At 43.5% G+C, this 20,273-nt stretch carries 14 protein-coding genes and 1 pseudogene; 9 read left to right on the top strand and 6 right to left on the bottom strand.

Translation table 11 applies throughout. The annotated features are described in order from the left end of the window. Positions 1-57 precede the first annotated feature (57 nt). From rpoB to msrA, 4 genes are all read left to right on the top strand, one after another. Positions 58-3,672: a DNA-directed RNA polymerase subunit beta gene (gene rpoB / locus A5875_RS12835; protein WP_176244675.1), complete on the top strand. Its 3,615-nt coding sequence runs from the start codon at positions 58-60 to the stop codon at positions 3,670-3,672. Between the two features lie 199 nt (positions 3,673-3,871). Then, entirely contained in the window at positions 3,872-7,525 is a 3,654-nt protein-coding gene (gene rpoC, locus A5875_RS12830) for a DNA-directed RNA polymerase subunit beta' (RefSeq protein WP_088933966.1), read from the top strand. Positions 7,526-7,731: 206 nt separating this feature from the next. Further along, positions 7,732-8,832, top strand: a complete 1,101-nt coding sequence (locus A5875_RS12825; RefSeq protein WP_088933965.1) for an LCP family glycopolymer transferase — start codon at positions 7,732-7,734, stop codon at positions 8,830-8,832. Positions 8,833-8,938: 106 nt separating this feature from the next. After that, positions 8,939-9,463, top strand: a complete 525-nt coding sequence (gene msrA / locus A5875_RS12820) for a peptide-methionine (S)-S-oxide reductase MsrA (protein ID WP_088933964.1) — start codon at positions 8,939-8,941, stop codon at positions 9,461-9,463. On the opposite strand, the gene A5875_RS24145 is transcribed toward msrA, so the two are convergent. Both A5875_RS24145 and A5875_RS24320 read right to left on the bottom strand, forming a co-directional pair. Beyond that, positions 9,445-9,798, bottom strand: coding sequence for a hypothetical protein (locus A5875_RS24145; RefSeq protein WP_242551115.1), 354 nt, complete (start codon positions 9,796-9,798; stop codon positions 9,445-9,447). The two genes, msrA and A5875_RS24145, sit on opposite strands and share 19 nt — an antisense overlap. Before the next feature lie 147 nt (positions 9,799-9,945). Next, a pseudogene (locus tag A5875_RS24320) lies at positions 9,946-10,149 on the bottom strand (prepilin peptidase); the annotation flags it as partial. A gap of 111 nt (positions 10,150-10,260) precedes the next feature. Here A5875_RS24320 and A5875_RS12810 point away from each other — a divergent pair. Continuing rightward, positions 10,261-10,728 (top strand): Dps family protein, encoded by a 468-nt coding sequence (locus tag A5875_RS12810; protein WP_088933962.1) that lies wholly within the window; start codon positions 10,261-10,263, stop codon positions 10,726-10,728. Positions 10,729-10,779: 51 nt separating this feature from the next. On the opposite strand, the gene A5875_RS12805 is transcribed toward A5875_RS12810, so the two are convergent. From A5875_RS12805 to A5875_RS12795, 3 genes are all read right to left on the bottom strand, one after another. Further along, entirely contained in the window at positions 10,780-11,484 is a 705-nt protein-coding gene (locus A5875_RS12805; protein WP_088933961.1) for a transposase, read from the bottom strand. Continuing rightward, entirely contained in the window at positions 11,477-13,006 is a 1,530-nt protein-coding gene (locus A5875_RS12800) for a DUF1538 domain-containing protein (protein ID WP_088933960.1), read from the bottom strand. Before A5875_RS12800 ends, A5875_RS12805 begins: the two co-directional genes overlap by 8 nt. A gap of 467 nt (positions 13,007-13,473) precedes the next feature. Next, positions 13,474-14,223, bottom strand: coding sequence for a MurR/RpiR family transcriptional regulator (locus tag A5875_RS12795; RefSeq protein WP_088933959.1), 750 nt, complete (start codon positions 14,221-14,223; stop codon positions 13,474-13,476). Positions 14,224-14,370: 147 nt separating this feature from the next. Between A5875_RS12795 and pfkB the strand changes: the two genes are divergently transcribed. The 4 genes from pfkB to lacD are packed head-to-tail and all read left to right on the top strand — an operon-like array spanning position 14,371 to position 18,188. Further along, positions 14,371-15,321: a 1-phosphofructokinase gene (pfkB, locus tag A5875_RS12790; protein WP_088933958.1), complete on the top strand. Its 951-nt coding sequence runs from the start codon at positions 14,371-14,373 to the stop codon at positions 15,319-15,321. Next, positions 15,303-16,745 carry a PTS fructose transporter subunit IIC gene (locus A5875_RS12785; protein ID WP_088933957.1) on the top strand — a complete coding sequence of 481 codons (1,443 nt, stop codon included), beginning with the start codon at positions 15,303-15,305 and terminating at the stop codon, positions 16,743-16,745. Before pfkB ends, A5875_RS12785 begins: the two co-directional genes overlap by 19 nt. A 13-nt stretch (positions 16,746-16,758) precedes the next feature. After that, the gene (locus A5875_RS12780; RefSeq protein WP_088933956.1) at positions 16,759-17,217 is read left to right on the top strand and encodes a fructose PTS transporter subunit IIA; all 459 of its coding nucleotides are present in this window, start codon (positions 16,759-16,761) and stop codon (positions 17,215-17,217) included. Beyond that, a complete protein-coding gene (lacD, locus tag A5875_RS12775) occupies positions 17,214-18,188 on the top strand; it encodes a tagatose-bisphosphate aldolase (protein ID WP_088933955.1) in 975 nt (324 codons plus the stop codon). The genes A5875_RS12780 and lacD overlap by 4 nt, the downstream gene beginning before the upstream one ends. Before the next feature lie 44 nt (positions 18,189-18,232). On the opposite strand, the gene argH is transcribed toward lacD, so the two are convergent. Further along, positions 18,233-19,603: an argininosuccinate lyase gene (argH, locus tag A5875_RS12770; RefSeq protein WP_088933954.1), complete on the bottom strand. Its 1,371-nt coding sequence runs from the start codon at positions 19,601-19,603 to the stop codon at positions 18,233-18,235. Between the last annotated feature and the right edge of the window lie 670 nt (positions 19,604-20,273).

Genomic DNA, 20,273 nt, shown 5'->3' with positions numbered 1-20,273 from the left:
ACATAAATGTAATTTATCTTCGGATCGGTTTTCAAACTTTTAAGAGGGGTGAAGAACTTGGCTGGACACGTAGTGAAATACGGGAAACACCGAGAACGTAGAAGCTTCGCACAAATCAGTGAAGTGTTGGAATTACCGAATTTGATCGAAATTCAAACAGATTCTTATCAATGGTTCTTAGATGAGGGCTTACGAGAAATGTTTGAAGACATTTTGCCAATTGAAGACTTTAATGGAAACTTGTCACTTGAATTTGTTGACTATGAATTGAAAGAACCTAAATACACCGTTGCAGAGGCTCGTTCACACGATGCAAATTACTCTGCACCATTACATGTTGTATTACGTTTAGTAAACCGTGAAACTGGAGAAATCAAATCCCAAGAAGTATTCTTTGGCGATTTCCCATTAATGACGGAGCAAGGAACCTTTATCATCAACGGAGCTGAACGGGTTATCGTATCCCAATTAGTTCGTTCTCCCGGTGTTTACTTCCACGGAAAAGTGGATAAAAACGGGAAAGAAGGATTTGGTTCAACTGTTATCCCTAACCGCGGCGCATGGTTAGAAATGGAAACAGATGCAAAAGATATTTCTTATGTACGTATTGACCGTACGCGTAAAATCCCTTTGACTACGTTAGTTCGTGCATTAGGTTTTGGGTCAGATGATACAATCTTTGAAATCTTTGGCGAAAGCGACTCATTACGCAACACGATCGAGAAAGACTTGCACAAAAACCCAAGTGATTCTCGTACCGAAGAAGGTTTGAAAGATGTATATGAACGCTTACGTCCAGGCGAACCAAAAACAGCAGACAGCTCTCGCAGCTTATTAACTGCTCGTTTCTTCGATCCAAAACGTTACGACTTAGCAAATGTTGGTCGTTACAAAGTAAATAAAAAATTAGACCTTAAAACACGTCTATTGAACTTGACCTTAGCTGAAACCTTGGTTGATGCTGAAACAGGCGAAATCATCGTGGAAAAAGGAACGGTTCTAACACACCAAGTAATGGAAGATTTAGGACCACACTTGGAAAATGGCTTGAACTCAGTAACTTACTACCCATCAGAAGATGCGGTTGTTACTGATCCAATGACTGTTCAAGTGATCAAAGTCTTTTCACCAAAAGATCCAGAACGTGAAGTTACAGTGATCGGCAATGCTTATCCTGATTCTTCTGTACGTACGGTTCGCCCTGCTGACATCATTTCTTCAATGAGCTATTTCTTGAACTTGATGGAAGGCATCGGCAATGTCGATGATATCGACCACTTAGGAAACCGTCGTATCCGCTCAGTTGGTGAATTATTACAAAACCAATTCCGTATCGGTTTAGCTCGGATGGAACGTGTCGTTCGTGAACGTATGTCCATTCAGGATCAAGAAACATTGACACCGCAACAATTGATCAACATTCGTCCAGTTGTTGCCAGCATCAAAGAATTCTTTGGTTCTTCTCAGTTGTCACAGTTCATGGATCAAACGAACCCATTAGGGGAATTGACTCATAAACGTCGTCTATCTGCCTTAGGACCTGGTGGTTTGACGCGTGACCGTGCGGGCTATGAAGTTCGAGACGTTCACTATTCTCACTATGGCCGTATGTGTCCGATTGAAACGCCCGAAGGTCCCAATATCGGGTTGATCAACAGCTTGGCTTCTTATGCCAAGGTCAACAAGTTTGGTTTCATCGAAACACCTTACCGTCGTGTTGATCGTGCAACTGGTCGAGTAACGGATAAAATCGATTATTTAACAGCTGACATCGAGGACCATTACGTTGTTGCCCAAGCAAACAGTAAGTTGAATGAAGACGGCACCTTCGCTGAAGAAGTCGTTATGGCTCGTGCAACTTCTGAAAACTTGGAAGTAACGATTGATAAAGTGGATTACATGGATGTATCGCCAAAACAAGTAGTCGCAGTTGCTACCGCTTGTATTCCATTCTTGGAAAACGATGACTCCAACCGTGCCTTGATGGGTGCCAACATGCAGCGTCAAGCAGTACCATTGATCCAACCTCGTTCTCCATGGGTTGGTACTGGTATGGAATACAAAGCAGCCCATGACTCAGGTGCCGCTTTATTATGTAAAAACGAAGGTGTCGTTGAATTCGTTGATGCTCACGAAGTTCGTGTACGTCGCGACAATGGCGCATTAGATAAATACGACATCACTAAATTCCGTCGTTCAAACTCAGGAACCAGCTACAACCAACGTCCATTAGTTGGTTTAGGTGAAAAAGTTGAGGTTGGCGATATCTTAGCTGATGGACCTTCAATGGAAAACGGCGAATTGGCATTAGGTCAAAACGTGGTCGTAGCCTTCATGACTTGGGAAGGGTACAACTATGAAGATGCCATCATCATGAGCCGTCGTTTGGTCAAAGATGATGTCTATACTTCAATCCATATTGAAGAATATGAATCAGAAGCACGCGATACGAAATTAGGACCTGAAGAAATCACTCGCGAAATCCCTAACGTTGGGGAAGACGCATTGAAGAACTTAGACGAAATGGGGATTATCCGCATCGGTGCTGAAGTTCATGATGGTGATTTATTAGTTGGTAAAGTCACTCCTAAAGGGGTAACAGAATTATCAGCTGAAGAACGTTTATTACATGCGATCTTTGGTGAAAAAGCGCGTGAAGTTCGTGATACTTCTCTACGTGTGCCTCACGGCGGCGGCGGGATCGTTCATGATGTGAAGATCTTTACTCGTGAAGCAGGCGATGAATTATCTCCAGGTGTGAATATGTTAGTGCGCGTTTACATCGTGCAAAAACGTAAAATCCATGAAGGGGATAAAATGGCCGGCCGTCACGGAAACAAAGGGGTCGTTTCTCGCATTATGCCTGAAGAAGACATGCCATACTTACCAGACGGCACACCAGTGGATGTCATGTTGAATCCATTAGGGGTACCATCTCGTATGAACATCGGACAAGTATTGGAATTGCACTTAGGGATGGCTGCTCGTCAATTAGGTATCCATGTGGCAACACCAGTATTCGATGGTGCGCAGGATAGTGATGTTTGGGAAACTGTACGTGAATCTCGTATGGCGGCAGACGCTAAGACTGTCCTTTATGATGGACGTACCGGTGAACCATTTGATAACCGTATTTCCGTTGGGGTTATGTACATGATTAAATTGGCCCACATGGTCGATGATAAATTGCATGCTCGTTCAATTGGACCTTACTCTCTTGTTACGCAGCAACCATTGGGTGGTAAAGCTCAATTTGGTGGACAACGTTTCGGGGAAATGGAAGTTTGGGCACTGGAAGCATACGGTGCTGCTTACACATTACAAGAAATCTTGACTTACAAATCAGATGATGTGGTTGGTCGTGTGAAAACTTACGAAGCCATCGTCAAAGGTGAACCTATTCCAAAACCAGGCGTGCCTGAATCTTTCCGCGTATTAGTGAAAGAATTGCAAGCCCTTGGTTTAGATATGCAAGTCTTAGATATTAATGACAAAGAAATCGAGTTGCGAGACATGGACGATGACGATGATGACTTGATCACAGTTGATGCGTTGACGAAATATGCAGAACAGCAACAAACTGCAAAAGAAGTCGAAGAACGCGCAGCTGCTGAAAAGGCCGAACAAAAGTCAGACTTGATCCAAGAAATCGAAACTGCTGAAGACTTATAAGAGTCACACTTGTCTGAAGAGGTGGTGTCAGAAGTGTTCAGCTTCAAGAAATAAGAAGGGATTTCAAAAAATTGTTTCTCAAATTTTATGAAATTTCGGCTTATTTCCGAAGAAGCTACTTCTGGAACACCGTTTGTGCATGTGTAAGACAGCTATCCCCTAGCTGTCTTACGATAAAATGAAATGGAGGGAAACCCTTTTGATCGATGTAAATAAATTCGAAAGTATGCAAATAGGTTTGGCTTCTCCTGAAAAAATCAGAAGCTGGTCATACGGTGAAGTAAAAAAACCGGAAACCATTAACTATCGTACATTGAAACCTGAACGCGAAGGGTTATTCGATGAAAGAATTTTTGGGCCAACCAAAGACTGGGAATGTGCCTGTGGGAAATACAAACGGATCCGTTATAAAGGGATCGTCTGCGACCGTTGTGGTGTGGAAGTAACACGTTCAAAAGTTCGTCGTGAACGGATGGGCCATATCGAATTAGCAGCTCCAGTAACACATATCTGGTATTTCAAAGGAATTCCTTCTCGTATGGGTCTTGTGTTAGACATGAGCCCGCGTGCGTTAGAAGAAATTATCTACTTTGCATCTTATGTCGTAATCGATCCAGGCAATACAAGCCTAGAGAAGAAACAATTATTGACTGAACGTGAATATCGTGAAAAACGTGATCAATACGGTCAAGAATTCCATGCGGCAATGGGTGCCGAAGCCATCAAACAATTATTAGATAAAGTTGATCTAGATGGCGAATCAGCAGAATTAAAAGAAGAGTTAAAGACCGCTCAAGGACAAAAACGTACACGAGCAATTCGTCGTTTAGATGTTTTAGAAGCCTTCCGTTCTTCTGGCAACCAGCCAGGCTGGATGGTGATGGATGTTATTCCTGTCATCCCGCCAGATCTACGTCCAATGGTTCAATTAGAAGGTGGTCGTTTTGCAACAAGTGACTTGAATGACCTATACCGTCGTGTGATCAACCGTAACAATCGTTTGAAACGTTTGTTAGATTTGAATGCACCAAACATCATTGTGCAAAATGAAAAACGGATGCTGCAAGAAGCAGTCGATGCTTTGATCGATAATGGTCGTCGCGGCCGTCCAGTTACTGGACCAGGTAACCGTCCATTGAAATCTTTATCTCACATGTTGAAAGGGAAACAAGGTCGTTTCCGTCAAAACTTGCTGGGTAAACGTGTCGATTACTCTGCTCGTTCAGTTATCGTCGTTGGACCTTTCTTGAAGATGTACCAATGTGGTCTGCCAAAAGAAATGGCGATCGAATTGTTCAAACCGTTCGTAATGAAAGAATTAGTTCAACGCGAGATTGCTTCAAATATCAAAAATGCAAAACGTAAAATCGAACGTCAAGAAGACGTTGTATGGGATGTTTTAGAAGAAGTTATCAGAGAACACCCAGTTTTACTTAACCGGGCACCTACGTTGCACAGACTGGGTATCCAAGCTTTCGAACCGATCTTAGTTGAAGGTCGTGCGATTCGTCTTCACCCGCTAGTATGTGAAGCCTACAACGCCGATTTCGATGGAGACCAAATGGCTGTCCATTTACCATTAGGAGAAGAAGCACAAGCGGAAGCTCGTATGTTGATGCTGGCTGCAACGCACATCTTGAACCCTAAAGATGGTAAACCCGTTGTTACACCATCTCAAGATATGGTCTTAGGTAACTACTACCTGACAATGGAAGAAGTAGGCCGCGAAGGTGAAGGAATGATCTTCCGTGACATGAATGAAGCTGTCTTAGCATGGCGCAATGGCTATGTTCACTTGCATTCACGTGTGGCTGTTGATCCTAATACATTAGGCGACAAACCATTTACAGAAGAACAAAAAGAACGCATGCTGATCACGACTGTTGGGAAAATTATTTTCAACGAGATCATGCCGCAAGAGTTCCCTTACTTGAACGAACCAACTGATTTCAACTTAACGCAATATACACCTGACAAATATTTTGTCGAAAAGGGTGCAGATATTCCTGCAGCGATCAAGGAACAAGAAATTATCTTGCCATTTAAGAAGAAAAATCTTGGAAATATCATCGCTGAGGTCTTCAAACGTTTCAAAGTCACTGATACATCAATGATGCTTGACCGTATGAAAGACTTAGGTTACAAACATTCAACACATGCTGGTATGACCGTTGGTATCGCGGATATCATGGCGCTGGCAGAAAAACAAGAAATCATCGACAATGCCCACAAACAAGTCGGCACGATCACGAAACAATTCCGTCGTGGTTTGATTACTGATGATGAACGTTATGAACGTGTTATCGCTGTCTGGAATGCAGCGAAAGATAATATTCAACAACGTCTGATTGAATCAATGGATGCTAAGAACCCAATCTTCATGATGTCTGATTCTGGAGCCCGTGGTAACATCTCCAACTTTACTCAGCTTGCTGGTATGCGTGGATTGATGGCCGCTCCGAATGGACAAATCATGGAATTGCCGATCATTTCTAACTTCCGTGAAGGTCTATCTGTCTTGGAAATGTTTATCTCGACTCACGGGGCTCGTAAAGGGATGACCGATACTGCCTTGAAGACAGCCGATTCAGGTTATCTTACTCGTCGTTTGGTTGACGTTGCCCAAGATGTCATCGTACGTGAAGAAGATTGCGGCACTGACCGTGGTCTGGAAATTTCTGCGATTCGCGAAGGTAATGAAATCATTGAATCATTAGAAGAACGTCTAGTTGGACGTTATACACAAAAATCAGTGATGCATCCTGAAACGGGTGAAGTTCTTTTACCTGGTGATGCACTGATTAGTGAAGCCGATGCAAAACGCATCATTGACGCTGGCGTTGAGAAATTAACGATCCGCTCAGTCTTCACATGTAATACTAAACATGGTGTATGTAAACATTGTTACGGCCGCAACTTGGCGACTGGTGACGACGTTGAAGTTGGTGAAGCAGTTGGTACTATCGCCGCTCAATCAATCGGTGAACCAGGTACTCAGTTAACCATGCGTACATTCCATACCGGTGGGGTTGCCGGAGATGATATCACACAAGGTCTTCCTCGTGTCCAAGAAATCTTCGAAGCACGTAATCCTAAAGGTTTGGCTGTCATCACTGAAGTTACTGGTGAAGTTGTTGAGATTGCTGAAGATGCTGCAACACGTACAAAAGAAGTTACCGTCAAAGGTGAAACGGATACTCGTACTTATACAGTTCCTTACACTGCACGTATGAAAGTCGTTGAAGGCGATATGGTTCACCGTGGGGATCAATTAACGGAAGGGTCAATCGATCCTAAACACTTATTGCAAGTGCGTGATGTGATTTCTGTTGAAACATACTTGCTGCGTGAAGTTCAACGTGTTTACCGGATGCAAGGGGTAGAAATCGGCGATAAACATATTGAAGTTATGGTTCGTCAAATGTTGCGTAAAGTCCGTGTAATGGACCCAGGCGACACAGAAATCTTGCCAGGTACATTGCTTGATATCGCTGACTTTAAAGACCAAAACTACAAGACGATCGTTACCGGCGGAACACCTGCGACATCTCGTCCAGTCTTGCTTGGTATTACGAAAGCTTCATTGGAAACAAACAGCTTCTTATCTGCTGCATCATTCCAAGAAACAACTCGTGTCTTGACGGATGCTGCGATCCGCGGTAAGAAAGATCCATTACTTGGATTGAAGGAAAATGTTATCATCGGTAAAATCATTCCAGCAGGTACTGGTATGGCAACTTACCGTAACATGGAACCAAAAGAAGTCGTTGTGGCTAGCGAAAATGTGTACAGTATCTCTGATATTGAAGCACAAATGGCTGCTGAGGACGCTTTGAACAATCCATTAAATTAATACTAGAATTGAGACCACAAGATTCAAAAGAATCTTGTGGTCTTTTTATTTTCGCGCTATTATAGGAAGGTATCTGACAAAATGACAGCGGTCACTTTGTTCAGATATTAAATTTCGTTTAGAGCATAAAAGTAAAGCTATGTTCAACAGCTATTTTATGAGAAAATATCGGAAACTATATAGATGCAAGATTTTTGAGGTGCTGCATGAGCAAAACAAAGAAGATCATCTTGATTGTCGTAGGAATTATTGTGTTACTCGTCGGAACGGGGACCGTTTATCTATTAAAAGTGAATTATGACGTCGATCAAGCAATCAGAAAAATGACTAAGAAAGTCAATTATAAAAGTCAACGTTCAGATACAGTAGATTTGAAAAGCGGAGAGCCGTTTTCGATTCTTTTGATGGGTACAGATACAGGCGATAAGGGGCGGACCTACCAAGGTCGTTCAGATTCCATGATGCTGGTGACCATCAATCCTAAGAAGAAGCAAACCTTGATGACGAGTTTGGATCGCGATATTTATACCCAGATCGTTGGTTATAAGGGTGATGAGAATAATTACGTCGCAAAAGGCGATACGTATTATGATAAATTAAACGCGGCCTATTCATTAGGCAGCACAAAGATGGCAATCGAAACGGTGCAAGAAATGATGGATGTTCCTGTTGATCATTATATTGAGATCAATATGAAGGGATTGAAATCGTTAGTCGACGCAGTTGGCGGGATCGAAGTCGATAATAAGATCGACTTTACCTTAGATGGTGTGCATGTGAAGAAAGGCAAACAGACCTTAGACGGCAGACATGCGTTGGAATATGTGCGCATGCGCCATGAAGATCCAAAGGGCGATGTGGGCCGCCAAGCGCGGCAGCGTGAAATTTTATCGAAGATTATTGATAAGCTGCTTTCCGTTAATTCGGTGACCAAATATAAAAAATATCTACGTGCGGTGGAAGATTATGTACAAACCGATCTAAGCTGGAATGAGATGCTGACGATCGCAAAAGACTACACACCAGCAGCGAAAAATATTAAACAAACCCAAGTCGAAGGTCAAGGTGAGATGATTAACGACATTTATTTTCAAATATTGGGCTTGAACAACTTGTTGGAAGAACAAAATATTGTTAAGAAACAGCTTGATTTGCCTACGAAGAAGAAATTACCCAATCTAGATGAAGACGACGACAATCAATTATTCTTTGATGATAGCGACGTTGATAAAATCAGTGCAGGAACCCATTATGATTACACCGGATATGGCAAAATTCTGTATCCGATCGATAGCGATAATTATTAAAAGCTAGTGTGCCAGTTGGATCGGCACGCTAGCTTTTTCTATATTGAGCAGATTCATTTCAATTTTGCTAAAAATGGTTATGATGAAATCAAAAGGAGACGATCTTATGACAGAAGAAAAAGCAATTTTTGCCGGCGGCTGTTTTTGGTGTATGGTGAAGCCTTTCGATCAAATGCCGGGAATTAAAAAGGTGGTATCCGGTTATACGGGCGGACACGTGCCGAATCCAACGTATGAAGAAGTTTGCAGCGGTACAACCGGACATACTGAGGCGGTGGAGATTACCTTCGATCCGGCGGTCATCTCTTATCAGGAATTGGTAGAGATTTATTGGCAGCAGACTGATCCGACTGATGCTTTTGGTCAGTTTGCCGATCGCGGCGATTCTTATCGTCCGGTGATTTTTTATGCTTCACCGGAACAAAAGGAAGCCGCAGAAGCCTCGAAGGAGCAGTTGCAGGCTAGTGGACGTTTCAAAGAGCCGATCGTTACAGCAATCGAGCCGGCACAGGTCTTTTATCCTGCGGAAGAATATCATCAAGATTTTTATCGGAAAAATCCTGAACACTATACAGCTTATAGTGAAGGCTCCGGCCGGCGCGGATTTATTCGTCAAAATTGGGACGCGTAATGATTTTTCAAAAGCAGGACCAACAGGCCAATAAATAAGAAGGGTAGAAAAGGCAGCTTCTCTGGGACTTTTTTATGAAATGCTTGATAGCCGAAAAAGCCGATACCGCTAAGCGAAGCGATGAAGAGCAGCTGCAGCAGCTCGTAGCCAGACAGAAAGAAGCTCCATAGCCCAATCACCCAAAGATCTCCCAGACCTAAGCTGTCTGGGAGAATTTTTTGGCTAAGATAAAAGAGTCCGCAAACAATCAGCGGCTGTGTCCAATATAATTGGAAAAGAAAGAACCCGCTAATTAGCAAAATCACTCCTGTTGTCCAAAAAATCCTCATCTCCACAATGAACAGCTCCCCATCAATTACGGCTAAAACGAAGGCACTTAATAGCCAAAACAGCCGCCAAAGGTTGATCCATTGTAAATCGTGCAAAAAAATCAAAAAGAGCAGGCCGCAAAAAATTTCCAGCCAAAAACTGCGTGGGGAGAATTTTTGCTGGCAGTGGGTACACCGGAACCTTTGACGGAATGCGGAAATCAATGGGATCATTTCGCTTGGCCGCAGCCGATGTTTGCAATGATCACAATGCGACGGCGGATAAAGTAATGATTCGTTTTTCGGGAGGCGGAAACAAACGACAGCTAAAAAAGACCCGATGATCGTTCCAAAAATGAAATGTGTGATCGCTTTCACCTCCTTTTCTAATAAGTTACGAAAAAAGAGCGAATTTCCAGCATTTTCTTTGTGCTTTTGCCATAATTGTATTATGCTTTTAATGGAAGATAAATTAGGAGGTATGAAGGAATGAAATTCGAAAAAACAAAAGAAGTATTGAATCAACTAGTTGCAGACTTAAGTCAAATGTCCATGGTCATTCACCAAACACATTGGTATATGCGCGGCCCTGGTTTCTTGACATTACACCCAATGATGGACGATTTCATGGATGACGTGAACGATCAATTGGACGAAATTTCAGAACGCTTAATCACATTAGACGGCTCACCTTATTCAACATTGCGTGAAATGGCTGACCAAACAAAAATCCCAGACGAAGTAGGACGTTGGGACCGTACAATGGAAGAACGCTTAACTACACTTGTTGAAGGCTACCGTTACTTAGCAGATCTTTATCAAAAAGGGATCGAAGTAACTGGTGAAGAAGGCGATGATCCAACGCAAGATATCTTCATCGAATTCAAAACAGCAACTGAAAAACGCATTTGGATGATCCAAGCGCATTTAGGAAAAGCTCCTGAAATTGATGCTTAATTAAATTAAAAAGAGGTTCTCATCATATTGATGAGAACCTCTTTTTCACTATTAATGAGTGGTATCGGTATTTAAACCAATCACGCCGTCTACGGGAATGGAAATCAAGATGCCTTGCGCTTCGCTAAGCAAACCGCATTGTTCGCTGATGGCTTTCATGATGGCCATTTTTTTATCTTGATTGACTAAGATATAAACCATTTCTTTTTCTGGTTGAATACTGATGCCCCATTTTCTCATCGTTTCTTGCGAATCAAGGCGGCGGGCGTGTAGAACCGTTCCGCCTGCGGCACCAGCCTCGGTGGCAGCAGTCATTACTTCTTCACTGAAGCCTTGGTTAATCGTAACCATCAGTAAACTATGTTTTGCATCTTGGATCATCTGCTTTTCCTCTCTTTCCATGTGCTTTTGCATTTTTTCGTGCATTTCTGAATCTAAAACTTTCAGGACATAACTGCTCGCGCCAGAGATGGGAACAGTAAATGCACAGCCTCTGTTAGGTTTATGGAGACATAAGCCTTCGCCAAGAGCATCAAATAAATCAGGTACGCATTTTTTTAATACGGGACAAACGAACAGCGCTTTTTCTGATGTCCCTAATCCTAAGTAATCCATGACTTCATTCGTTGCTGTCCCTTCACCGATACATAAATATTGGACCGGCGTTTTATGGGCATTAAAAATGGCATGGGCCTTTTTCTTATCTTTTTGATCAATGATCAATATCAACATTTGTGCTGCCGGTTTATCATGCATCCTCTTCAGCGTCCTCCCATTCTTCAATTTCATTAAGTTCTTCGATTGTTAAAGCATCGGTTTGATCAGATTGGCCTTCGCGCCATTTGTAGACGAGCCCCATGATTTGAATGGCGATCAATGGAGTCAACGCGACAAGTGCCACGACACCAAAAGCATCCGCCATGATATTTCCACCTAAGGATTCACTCACCCCGATACACAGCGGAAGCAGGAACGTACTGGTCATTGGACCGCTGGCTACCCCGCCGGAGTCAAAGGCGATACCGATAAATATCTTAGGAACAAAGCGGGACAGCAGCAGAGCGATCAGGTAACCGGGAATGATGATCCAATAGATACTGACACCGGTGATAGAACGCATCATAGCAAGGCCCACACTGACTGCCACCCCGAAAGAAAGGCAGAGGTTCATGGAAGCGGCGGAAATTGAGCCGCCTGTAACATTTTCGACCTGGTGGTTCAATACTTGAATGGCCGGCTCGGCTTTTACGATAAAATAGCCGATCAGCATGCCAATAGGAATCAGCAGCCATTTGAATTTACTTGCGGCCAGTTCTCCACCCAGCAAGCTTCCGACTGGGGCAAAACCGATACTGACTCCGGTTAAAAAGAGCACGAGGCCAATATAAGTATAAATCAGACCGACGATCATACGGATATACTGTCTGCGATGATACCGGCGGCTGATGAGTTGGAAAATAAAAAACAGTACAGCGATTGGAAACATGGAAATAAAGACCTCTTTAGCAAAATGAGGCAGCTCCAGCATGAATTCACGCATAACGTCTTGGGTCGTACTCACATCAAGAAATTCCGTTGGCGTATAGGCCGCATCTGTGGGCTGAAAGAAAATTCCCAATAATAAAACGGCCAAGATCGGTCCAATGCTGGAGATTGCGACTAAACCAAAGCTGTCGTCAGAAGCATTTTTATCACTTCGGACGGAAGCCAGCCCGACCCCTAAAGCTAAGATGAAGGGAACGGTGATCGGTCCGGTAGTAGCCCCGCCAGAGTCAAAAGCTACTGGCACGAAATCATTCGGCGTTAGAAAAGAGAGCAGAATAACGATGGCGTACAGCACCATCAGTAAGAGGGATAAATTGATTTTGAATAAGATCCGCAGGACGGCGATCATTAGACAAATGCCGACGCCAATGGCTACGGTCCATATTAATAAATTACTGGGTATGGCCGGCATCTGATCGGCCAGTACCTGCAAATCAGGTTCTGCAATAGTAATCACAGCGCCAATAATAAAGACACTGAAGGCCAGGATGCCGATTTTTTTACTTTTAGAAAGCTGAATCCCCATCCCTTCACCGAGGGGGGTCATGGACATTTCAGCTCCCAGCTGGAAGAACCCCATCCCAATAATCAGCATCACAGCGCCCATTAGAAACATCGCAAAGGTTCCGATCTCCATCGGGACCAAAAAGACACTGACAACGAGCACAGTAATGGTAATCGGTAATACTGCTGATAAGGATTCTAAAATATTTTCTTTTAATTTTTGATTCATCGATTCACTCCTTGTTCATTTAATAAGGATTTATTTTTTCTTTTGGAAAAAATAAGTCCGCTATTCACGCCGCATACCATCCTACTAAACGTTGGAATTCAAGATTGAAAATAAAAGGCGTGAATGATAATTGCATGCAGCTGCTGCCAGAAGTAGGACTGGCATCCTTGTTCATTTAATAAGGAATTATTTTTTCTGCCAGAAAAAAATAAGTCCGCTATTCACGCCGTATACCATCCTACTAAACGTTGGAATTCAGGATTGGAAATAAAAGGCGTGAATGATAATTGCATGCGGCTACTGCCAAAAGTAGGACTGGCATCCTTGTTCATTTAATAAGGATTTATTTTTTCTGCCAGAAAAAAATAAATCCAATTCTCAACTCGTACATCTTCCTTTTTCTGTATGAGAGGGGAAGATTGTTTTTGCCGTGAGTTGACACTTAAAAGCCGTATTATGGCTATTTCTTAATTATCCGTAACACGCAAAGCGTAGGAATCAAGTAAAATCCTCGCGATAATTTGTAATGGCAAGCGCGAGCGAACTTCGTAATCAGGGAAATAGGAACCTTCTGATTTAAAACCAACCAAAGCGATTTCGCTGTAATTCACCAGACTGGAAGAATTGTTCGCCGTTAACAGGATTGACCCTATCTCTCCATCATAACAGTTTTTGGCGGCCACGACGAGCTCCTTCGTTTCACCATTCAGCGAAATGAAAATGACGATGTCTCGTTTTGTCAGCTTTCGGCTAATATTTTTTATGATTTCCGGATCGGTATGCATCTGACAGTTTTTACCGGTCAATTGGAACTTCACCATCATTTCTTGGCCGATCATCTCCGAAAAGCCGCGGGCAAAAATAAATACCCGTTCCGCAAATTTGATCTTCTGGATCGCATCCTCGATGTTGCCGATCTCGATCATATTGATCGTACGAACGACCTCTTGTTCATTTTTTAAAATGGCCCGCCGAATCCCCTTATCGACTTTATCCAATGAAGAAAAATTGATATTTTTATTTTCTTGCTCCTTTAAGTGGTGCTTAAAAGCAGTGAAGCCTTCGTAGCCTTTCTTTTTCATCGTACGAACAATCGTAGCCGTTGAAACATTAGCTTGCTCGCTAAGTTTTACGATGGAGTAATTAGGGACTTCAAGGATATGGCTTTCGATAAAATCCCAAAGATATTGTTCCGTGTCGCTTAATTTATGTTCCATTGCTGTACTGACCTTCCTTCGAGTAGTTACTAGTTAAAAAGTATCATGGGTTGTAAAAAGATGTAAAGCTTTTCAGGAAAAAGGCCTAAACGTGAAAACCTTTTCGGCATGCGATGTCCCATAATAAGGTCAAGGAGGTCGTCACTCATGTCTATTTACACATGCACCATGAATTTAGCGATTGATCTATTTATTGAAACGGACACCATGAACCCTTTTACCGTAAATCGAACGAAGGATGATGATATCCAAGCAAACGGCAAAGGAGTGAATGTGTCGCTCGTACTAAAAATGTTGGGAGTCACCACCACTGCGCTCGGTTTTCGTGCAGGGTTTACAGGGAACTATATAGAAGATTATTTACGGGAAAAAGCAATCAGCACTGATTTTATTGAGGTTCCTGGGATGACCCGCATCAATGTATTCACACAAGTCAATCAAACGAAGGAGGAATATAAACTAGTCAATCAAGGACCTGAAATACCGCCTGAAAAGATCCAAGCCTTTTTGGATCAAATCAGAAATTTGCAGGCGAAGGATTATCTTTGTATCTCAGGGAGTTTGCCGCGCGGGGTAGAGCCTGCGATTCTGGTTGAGATCAGTCAAATTTGCGAAGCGCGCGGAATTCACCTGATTCTTGACAGCAGCTATCAAGAAGTGATGGACTGTTTGCCTTATCGACCGTTTCTGCTGAAGCCTAATGAAGAGGAATTGGAATCTTGGTTTGGACAAGTGATCGACACAGAAGAAGCCTATTTGTTTTATGGGCAGCAATTGTTAGAAGCAGGCGCTCAAAATGTACTGCTGTCGCTGGGCGGAGAAGGAGCGATCTTTTTTACTAAGGATAAGATCATTCGCGGCAATTCGCCAAAAGGCAAAGTCGTCAACACGGCCTGTGCCGGAGATACGTTATTGGGCACTTTTTTGGCTGGCTATTTGACCAATCAGCCGTTGGAGGAAACGTTACGGAAAAGTTTGGCCGCGGGAAGCTCAACCGCTTTTCGCAAAGGGCTGACCGATTTTTTAGATGTTGAAGAACTAAGCAAGCAAATCGAAATCAAAGAAGAGAGGGTAAAAACATGGGAAATTATCAATTAATCGCAGCAACAGGTTGTCCGACAGGGATCGCCCACACCTACATGGCGCAAGAGGCTTTAGAACAAGCGGCTAAGAAAAAGGGCGTCACCATCAAAGTCGAAACACATGGACAGATCGGGATCGAAAATGAATTAACGGCAGAAGAAATCAAAAATGCCGACGCCGTTATTATTGCCGCAGACAAGGATGTACATCCAGAACGCTTCGCGGGAAAACGGATCATTGATGTCTCTGTGAGTACGGGAATCAAAGATGCGGAGCGTTTGATCGATGACGCATTGGCAGGCAAAGGATCGCTCGCAGCAGAGAATCAATCGGTTGATGCTTTGGAACAAGAAACTGGGAGCAGCACCAGCTTTGGTCGCAGCATTTATAAAAATTTGATGAATGGTGTCTCTCACATGCTGCCTTTCGTAGTAGCCGGCGGTGTCTTGATCGCGATCTCGTTTGCTGTTTGGGGGATTTATTCCTTTGATCCTGATAATGCGCAATACAATTCTACGGCGGCGATGCTAAAAGCGGTTGGCGATGCAGCGATGGGGATGATGGTTCCGGTGCTGGCTGCGTATATTGCTGAAGGAATCGCGAAACGTCCGGGGCTAGTCGTTGGTTTTGTCGGCGGGATCGTTGCGATGAATGGCGGTACTGGATTCTTAGGCGGAATTCTGGCTGGTTTCTTAGCGGGTTACTTCATTTTATTCCTGCAAAAGGTCTTGGAAGTGTTGCCGAAGCAATTAGACGGTTTGAAAGCAATCTTCTTATATCCGGTCATCGGGGTAGCCTTCATTGGGATCGTGATGTCTTTATTGGCAGGCCCGATGAAAGCTGTAAACGAAGGGATGATGAGCTTCTTAGCTGGCTTTGAAAATTCAAATCCTTTGGTGCTGGGCGTGATCGTCGGCTGTATGTGTGCCTTTGATATGGGCGGACCGATCAATAAGGCGGCGTACGTAACAGGTACCGCATTATTGGCACAAGGAAATACGACCTTTATGGCGGGTGTCTCAGCAGCCTGTATCGCACCGCCGTTGATCACTGGATTTGCGACATTGTTATTCGGGAAATATTTCGATACGAACGACCGCAATGCCGGCTTGGTCAATTTCATTTTAGGCTCAACACATATTACGGAAGGTGCGATCCCGTTTGCGGCGAAGGATCCGATTCGGGTATTGCCGACAATGATGCTAGGTTCATCAATCGCCGCTGTTTTAACGTATATGTTTGGCGTACAAGTGCCAGCACCCCATGGCGGCTTCCTAGTTTTACCAGTTGTTACCGGGAAATTTCAATGGGTGCTTTCCATTCTGATTGGTTCGATCGTCGGCGGTGTGATCTTGGGCTTGATCCAAAAGAGCAGTGTTGCCGCAAAGGAAAAGAAAGCGAACGCCGAGCAAGCAGATAAATCGGCTATCGTGGAATAGAGAGGAAACGATGATGGGAATTATTCAGGAAGAAAACATCTTTTTAAAGCAATCGCTGGCTAGTCAAAAGGAAGTCTTTGATTTCTTAGCGGAACAGGCGAAAAAGTTAGCCATCTCTACTGATGAGAAGCAGGTTTATCAAAAATTAGTAGAACGTGAAAATGAAGGCACCACAGGAATGATGGATGGCTTTGCGATCCCTCATGCCAAGGATCAGGCGATCAAGGAACCAAGCATCATCATCGTGACGCTGGATCAGGGGATCGAGTGGAATAGTCTAGATGGTCAATTGATCAACTTTGTCATCGCACTATTTATTCCTGATTCAGAAGCGGGCACGACCCATTTGAAATTACTATCGGCAGTCGCGCGGCTGCTGATGCGCAATGAAGTCACGGAACAATTAAAAGCCGCACAATCAAAAACGGCTATCGCGACACTACTAAATGAAAAAATAGGTGAGAATGAATGAAGACAATCAGTGCAGGGAAAAAGCGTTACTTAGAGCAAATTACCAATGAAGCAGGGATCATCGGTGCATTAGCGATCGATCAGCGCGGAGCCTTGAAAAAGATGATCGGCAAATACAAAGAAGCGACCGCAGAAGATGTGATCAAATTCAAAGAGCTGGTTTCTCAGCAATTGACGCCGTATGCGTCTGCCATTTTACTAGACCCGGAATATGGATTGCCAGCCGCAGAGGTGCGGGATAATGATTGCGGACTGTTGCTGGCTTATGAAAAAACCGGCTATGATGCAACTACGCCGGGACGTTTGCCGGATGTCTTGGATGTGTGGTCGGTGAAACGTTTGAAAGAAGCGGGAGCCGATGCGTGCAAGTTCCTACTATATTATGATGTGGATGAACCGCAAGAAATCAATCAGCAAAAACAAGCCTATATGGAACGAATCGGTTCTGAATGTACCGCAGAGGATATCCCATTCTTTTTAGAAATTGTTTCCTATGATGCCAAGATCACCGATGCTGCTTCATTAGACTATGCCAAAGTAAAACCGAAGAAAGTAATTGAAGCGATGCGGGAATTTTCTAAGGAACGCTATCAGGTGGATGTCTTGAAGGTAGAAGTTCCGGTAAACATGAACTTTGTCGAAGGGTACGGTCAAGAGGTTTGCTATAGTCAAACAGAAGCAGCGACTTACTTCAAAGAACAATCGGAGGCTGCTGATCTGCCATTCATTTTCCTAAGTGCCGGCGTTAGTGCCGAGCTGTTCCAAGAAACCCTGCGCTTTGCCAAAAAATCAGGCTCGACCTTCAATGGGGTCTTATGCGGACGGGCAACGTGGGCTAATGGTGTAGAGTCCTTCGTAAAAGAAGGTGAAGAACAAGCAATCGCTTGGTTATCCGAAGAGGGCAAACGCAACATCGAAGAATTGAATGCGGTATTAAAAGAAACTGCGACTTCGGTTTATACAAATGCATAAGAAAAATCGACTATCCATGACGGGTAGTCGATTTTTTGTACGAATTATAGTTCAGCTTTTGCCAGTTGAATTTGTTTTTGAACTTGGTCAAAGCCGGTGCCGCCTAGTGAGTGGCGACGGGTCACTGCGGTTTTCGATGACAACGTATCATAGATGTCTTCTTCGATCACCGGATTGATGGTCTGATATTCTTCTAATGGGACGTCTTGCAGATAAATCCCTTTTTGAGTGCAGGCCAGTACCAGTTTGCCGACGATTTCGTGGGCTTGACGGAAGGGAATCCCTTTTGTAGCTAAATAGTCAGCTAGCTCAGTCGCGTTGGAGAAGTCTTTTTCTGTGGCATCGTGCATGATTTGGGTATTGACCTTCATCGTGTCGATCATACCAGCCATGATGTCCAAGCTGGTGGCTACGGTGTGGACGGTATCAAACATGCCTTCTTTATCTTCCTGCAGGTCTTTGTTGTAGGCGAGGGGCAATCCTTTGATGACCGTTAATAAGCCAACCAAGTCACCGAAGACCCGGCCTGATTTCCCGCGGATTAATTCTGCCATATCGGGATTTTTCTTTTGCGGCATGATGGAGCTGCCGGTTGAAAAAGTATCCGTTAATTCGACAAATTTAAATTCATGGCTGCACCATAAAATAATCTCTTCGCAAAAACGCGAAAGATGCATCATTAGGATCGAGCTGTTGCTTAAAAATTCAAGAATGAAATCACGGTCGCTCACGCCGTCAAGACTGTTCATGTAAAGATCAGCAAATCCCAGCTCGTCTGCCGTCATCTGACGATCAATCGGGAAAGTCGTACCAGCCAAGGCAGCACACCCTAGAGGAGAAATGTCGACACGCTTCATACTTTCCTCAAGGCGAGCCTGATCACGCGTCAGCATGCCATAATACGCCATTAAGTGATGACCAAAAGAAATCGGCTGTGCATGCTGCAGGTGGGTATAGCCGGGCATGATCGTTTCCACATGTTCTTCGGCTTTATTGACCAAGACAGCGCGGAAATGTTGAACCTTCTCGATGATCTCGGTCAAATGTTCCTTCAGATATAAATGCATATCGGTTGCGACCTGATCGTTTCGGCTGCGGGCGGTGTGGAGCTTGCCGGCAACAGGGCCGATCTCATCGTGGAGCATCTTTTCCAAGTTCAAATGAATGTCTTCATTTTCGATCGTAAAGGTTAATTCATCCTTAGCAGCTTTTTCTGCCAATATTTTTAGTCCAGCGGTGATTTGCTGGGACTCTTCTTTTGTAATGATGCCTGTTTCACCAAGCATTTTGACATGCGCCAAGCTGCCGGTGATATCTTGTGTAGCTAGCTGCTGGTCGAAGGGAATCGAAGCACCGAAGGCATCGATCCATGCTTCATTTTTTCCATCAAAACGGCCACCCCATAATTTTGCCATTGTTTTATCCTCACTTCTATTGATTGATTTTTAACAAAAAAGACCGTCGCAACGGTCTTTTTTTATGTTTAGCTTTTCTTAGATGTCTAGTGTATCGAACTAGCTCTTTGAAGCAACAAGCGAAAATTTTTGTAAATTTGAGGAGCAATTTAAAAAAATTTTAGACTTGTTGTTCAAGAGCCGAACGAGTTCGCTAAACTTTTCTTTATATCTAGCACACGGGCTAGCTCTCTACGACAATAAGCAAAAATATTGAGAAATCTGAAAAACGATTTATCAATATTTTGGTCTTATTGCTTGAGAGCTGAACGAGCCCGCTTAGCTTTTCTTTATATCTAGCTTTTCGAACTAGCTTTATCGACAATAAGCGAAAATTTTGTTAAGTCTGAAGAGCGACTTATCAAAATTTTAGTCTTATTGCTCAAAAGCTGAACGAGTTCGAAAAGCTTTTAAGCTAGGGAGGAGGCATCTTTTCAGATACCTCAGGATGAAAACATTGCTGGTTTCCTTATTTCCTTACAGGAAAAGAAACTCTCCTAAGAGCAATGGCAAGATGTGAAACCGGACGGCCTTATTTACCGGCAAGTAAAAGCCGCCTCACATCTGGTTTCTCTTGCAAATTTCTAAATCGTCGGTTGTTTGTTCTCTGCTTGGATCTCAGCGTGGACCT

Source organism: Enterococcus sp. 3H8_DIV0648 (genome assembly GCF_002140655.1).
Classification (GTDB): domain Bacteria; phylum Bacillota; class Bacilli; order Lactobacillales; family Enterococcaceae; genus Enterococcus_A; species Enterococcus_A hulanensis.
Note: the sequence above shows the minus strand (reverse complement) of the source record. Positions and strands in the feature narration are given on the sequence as shown.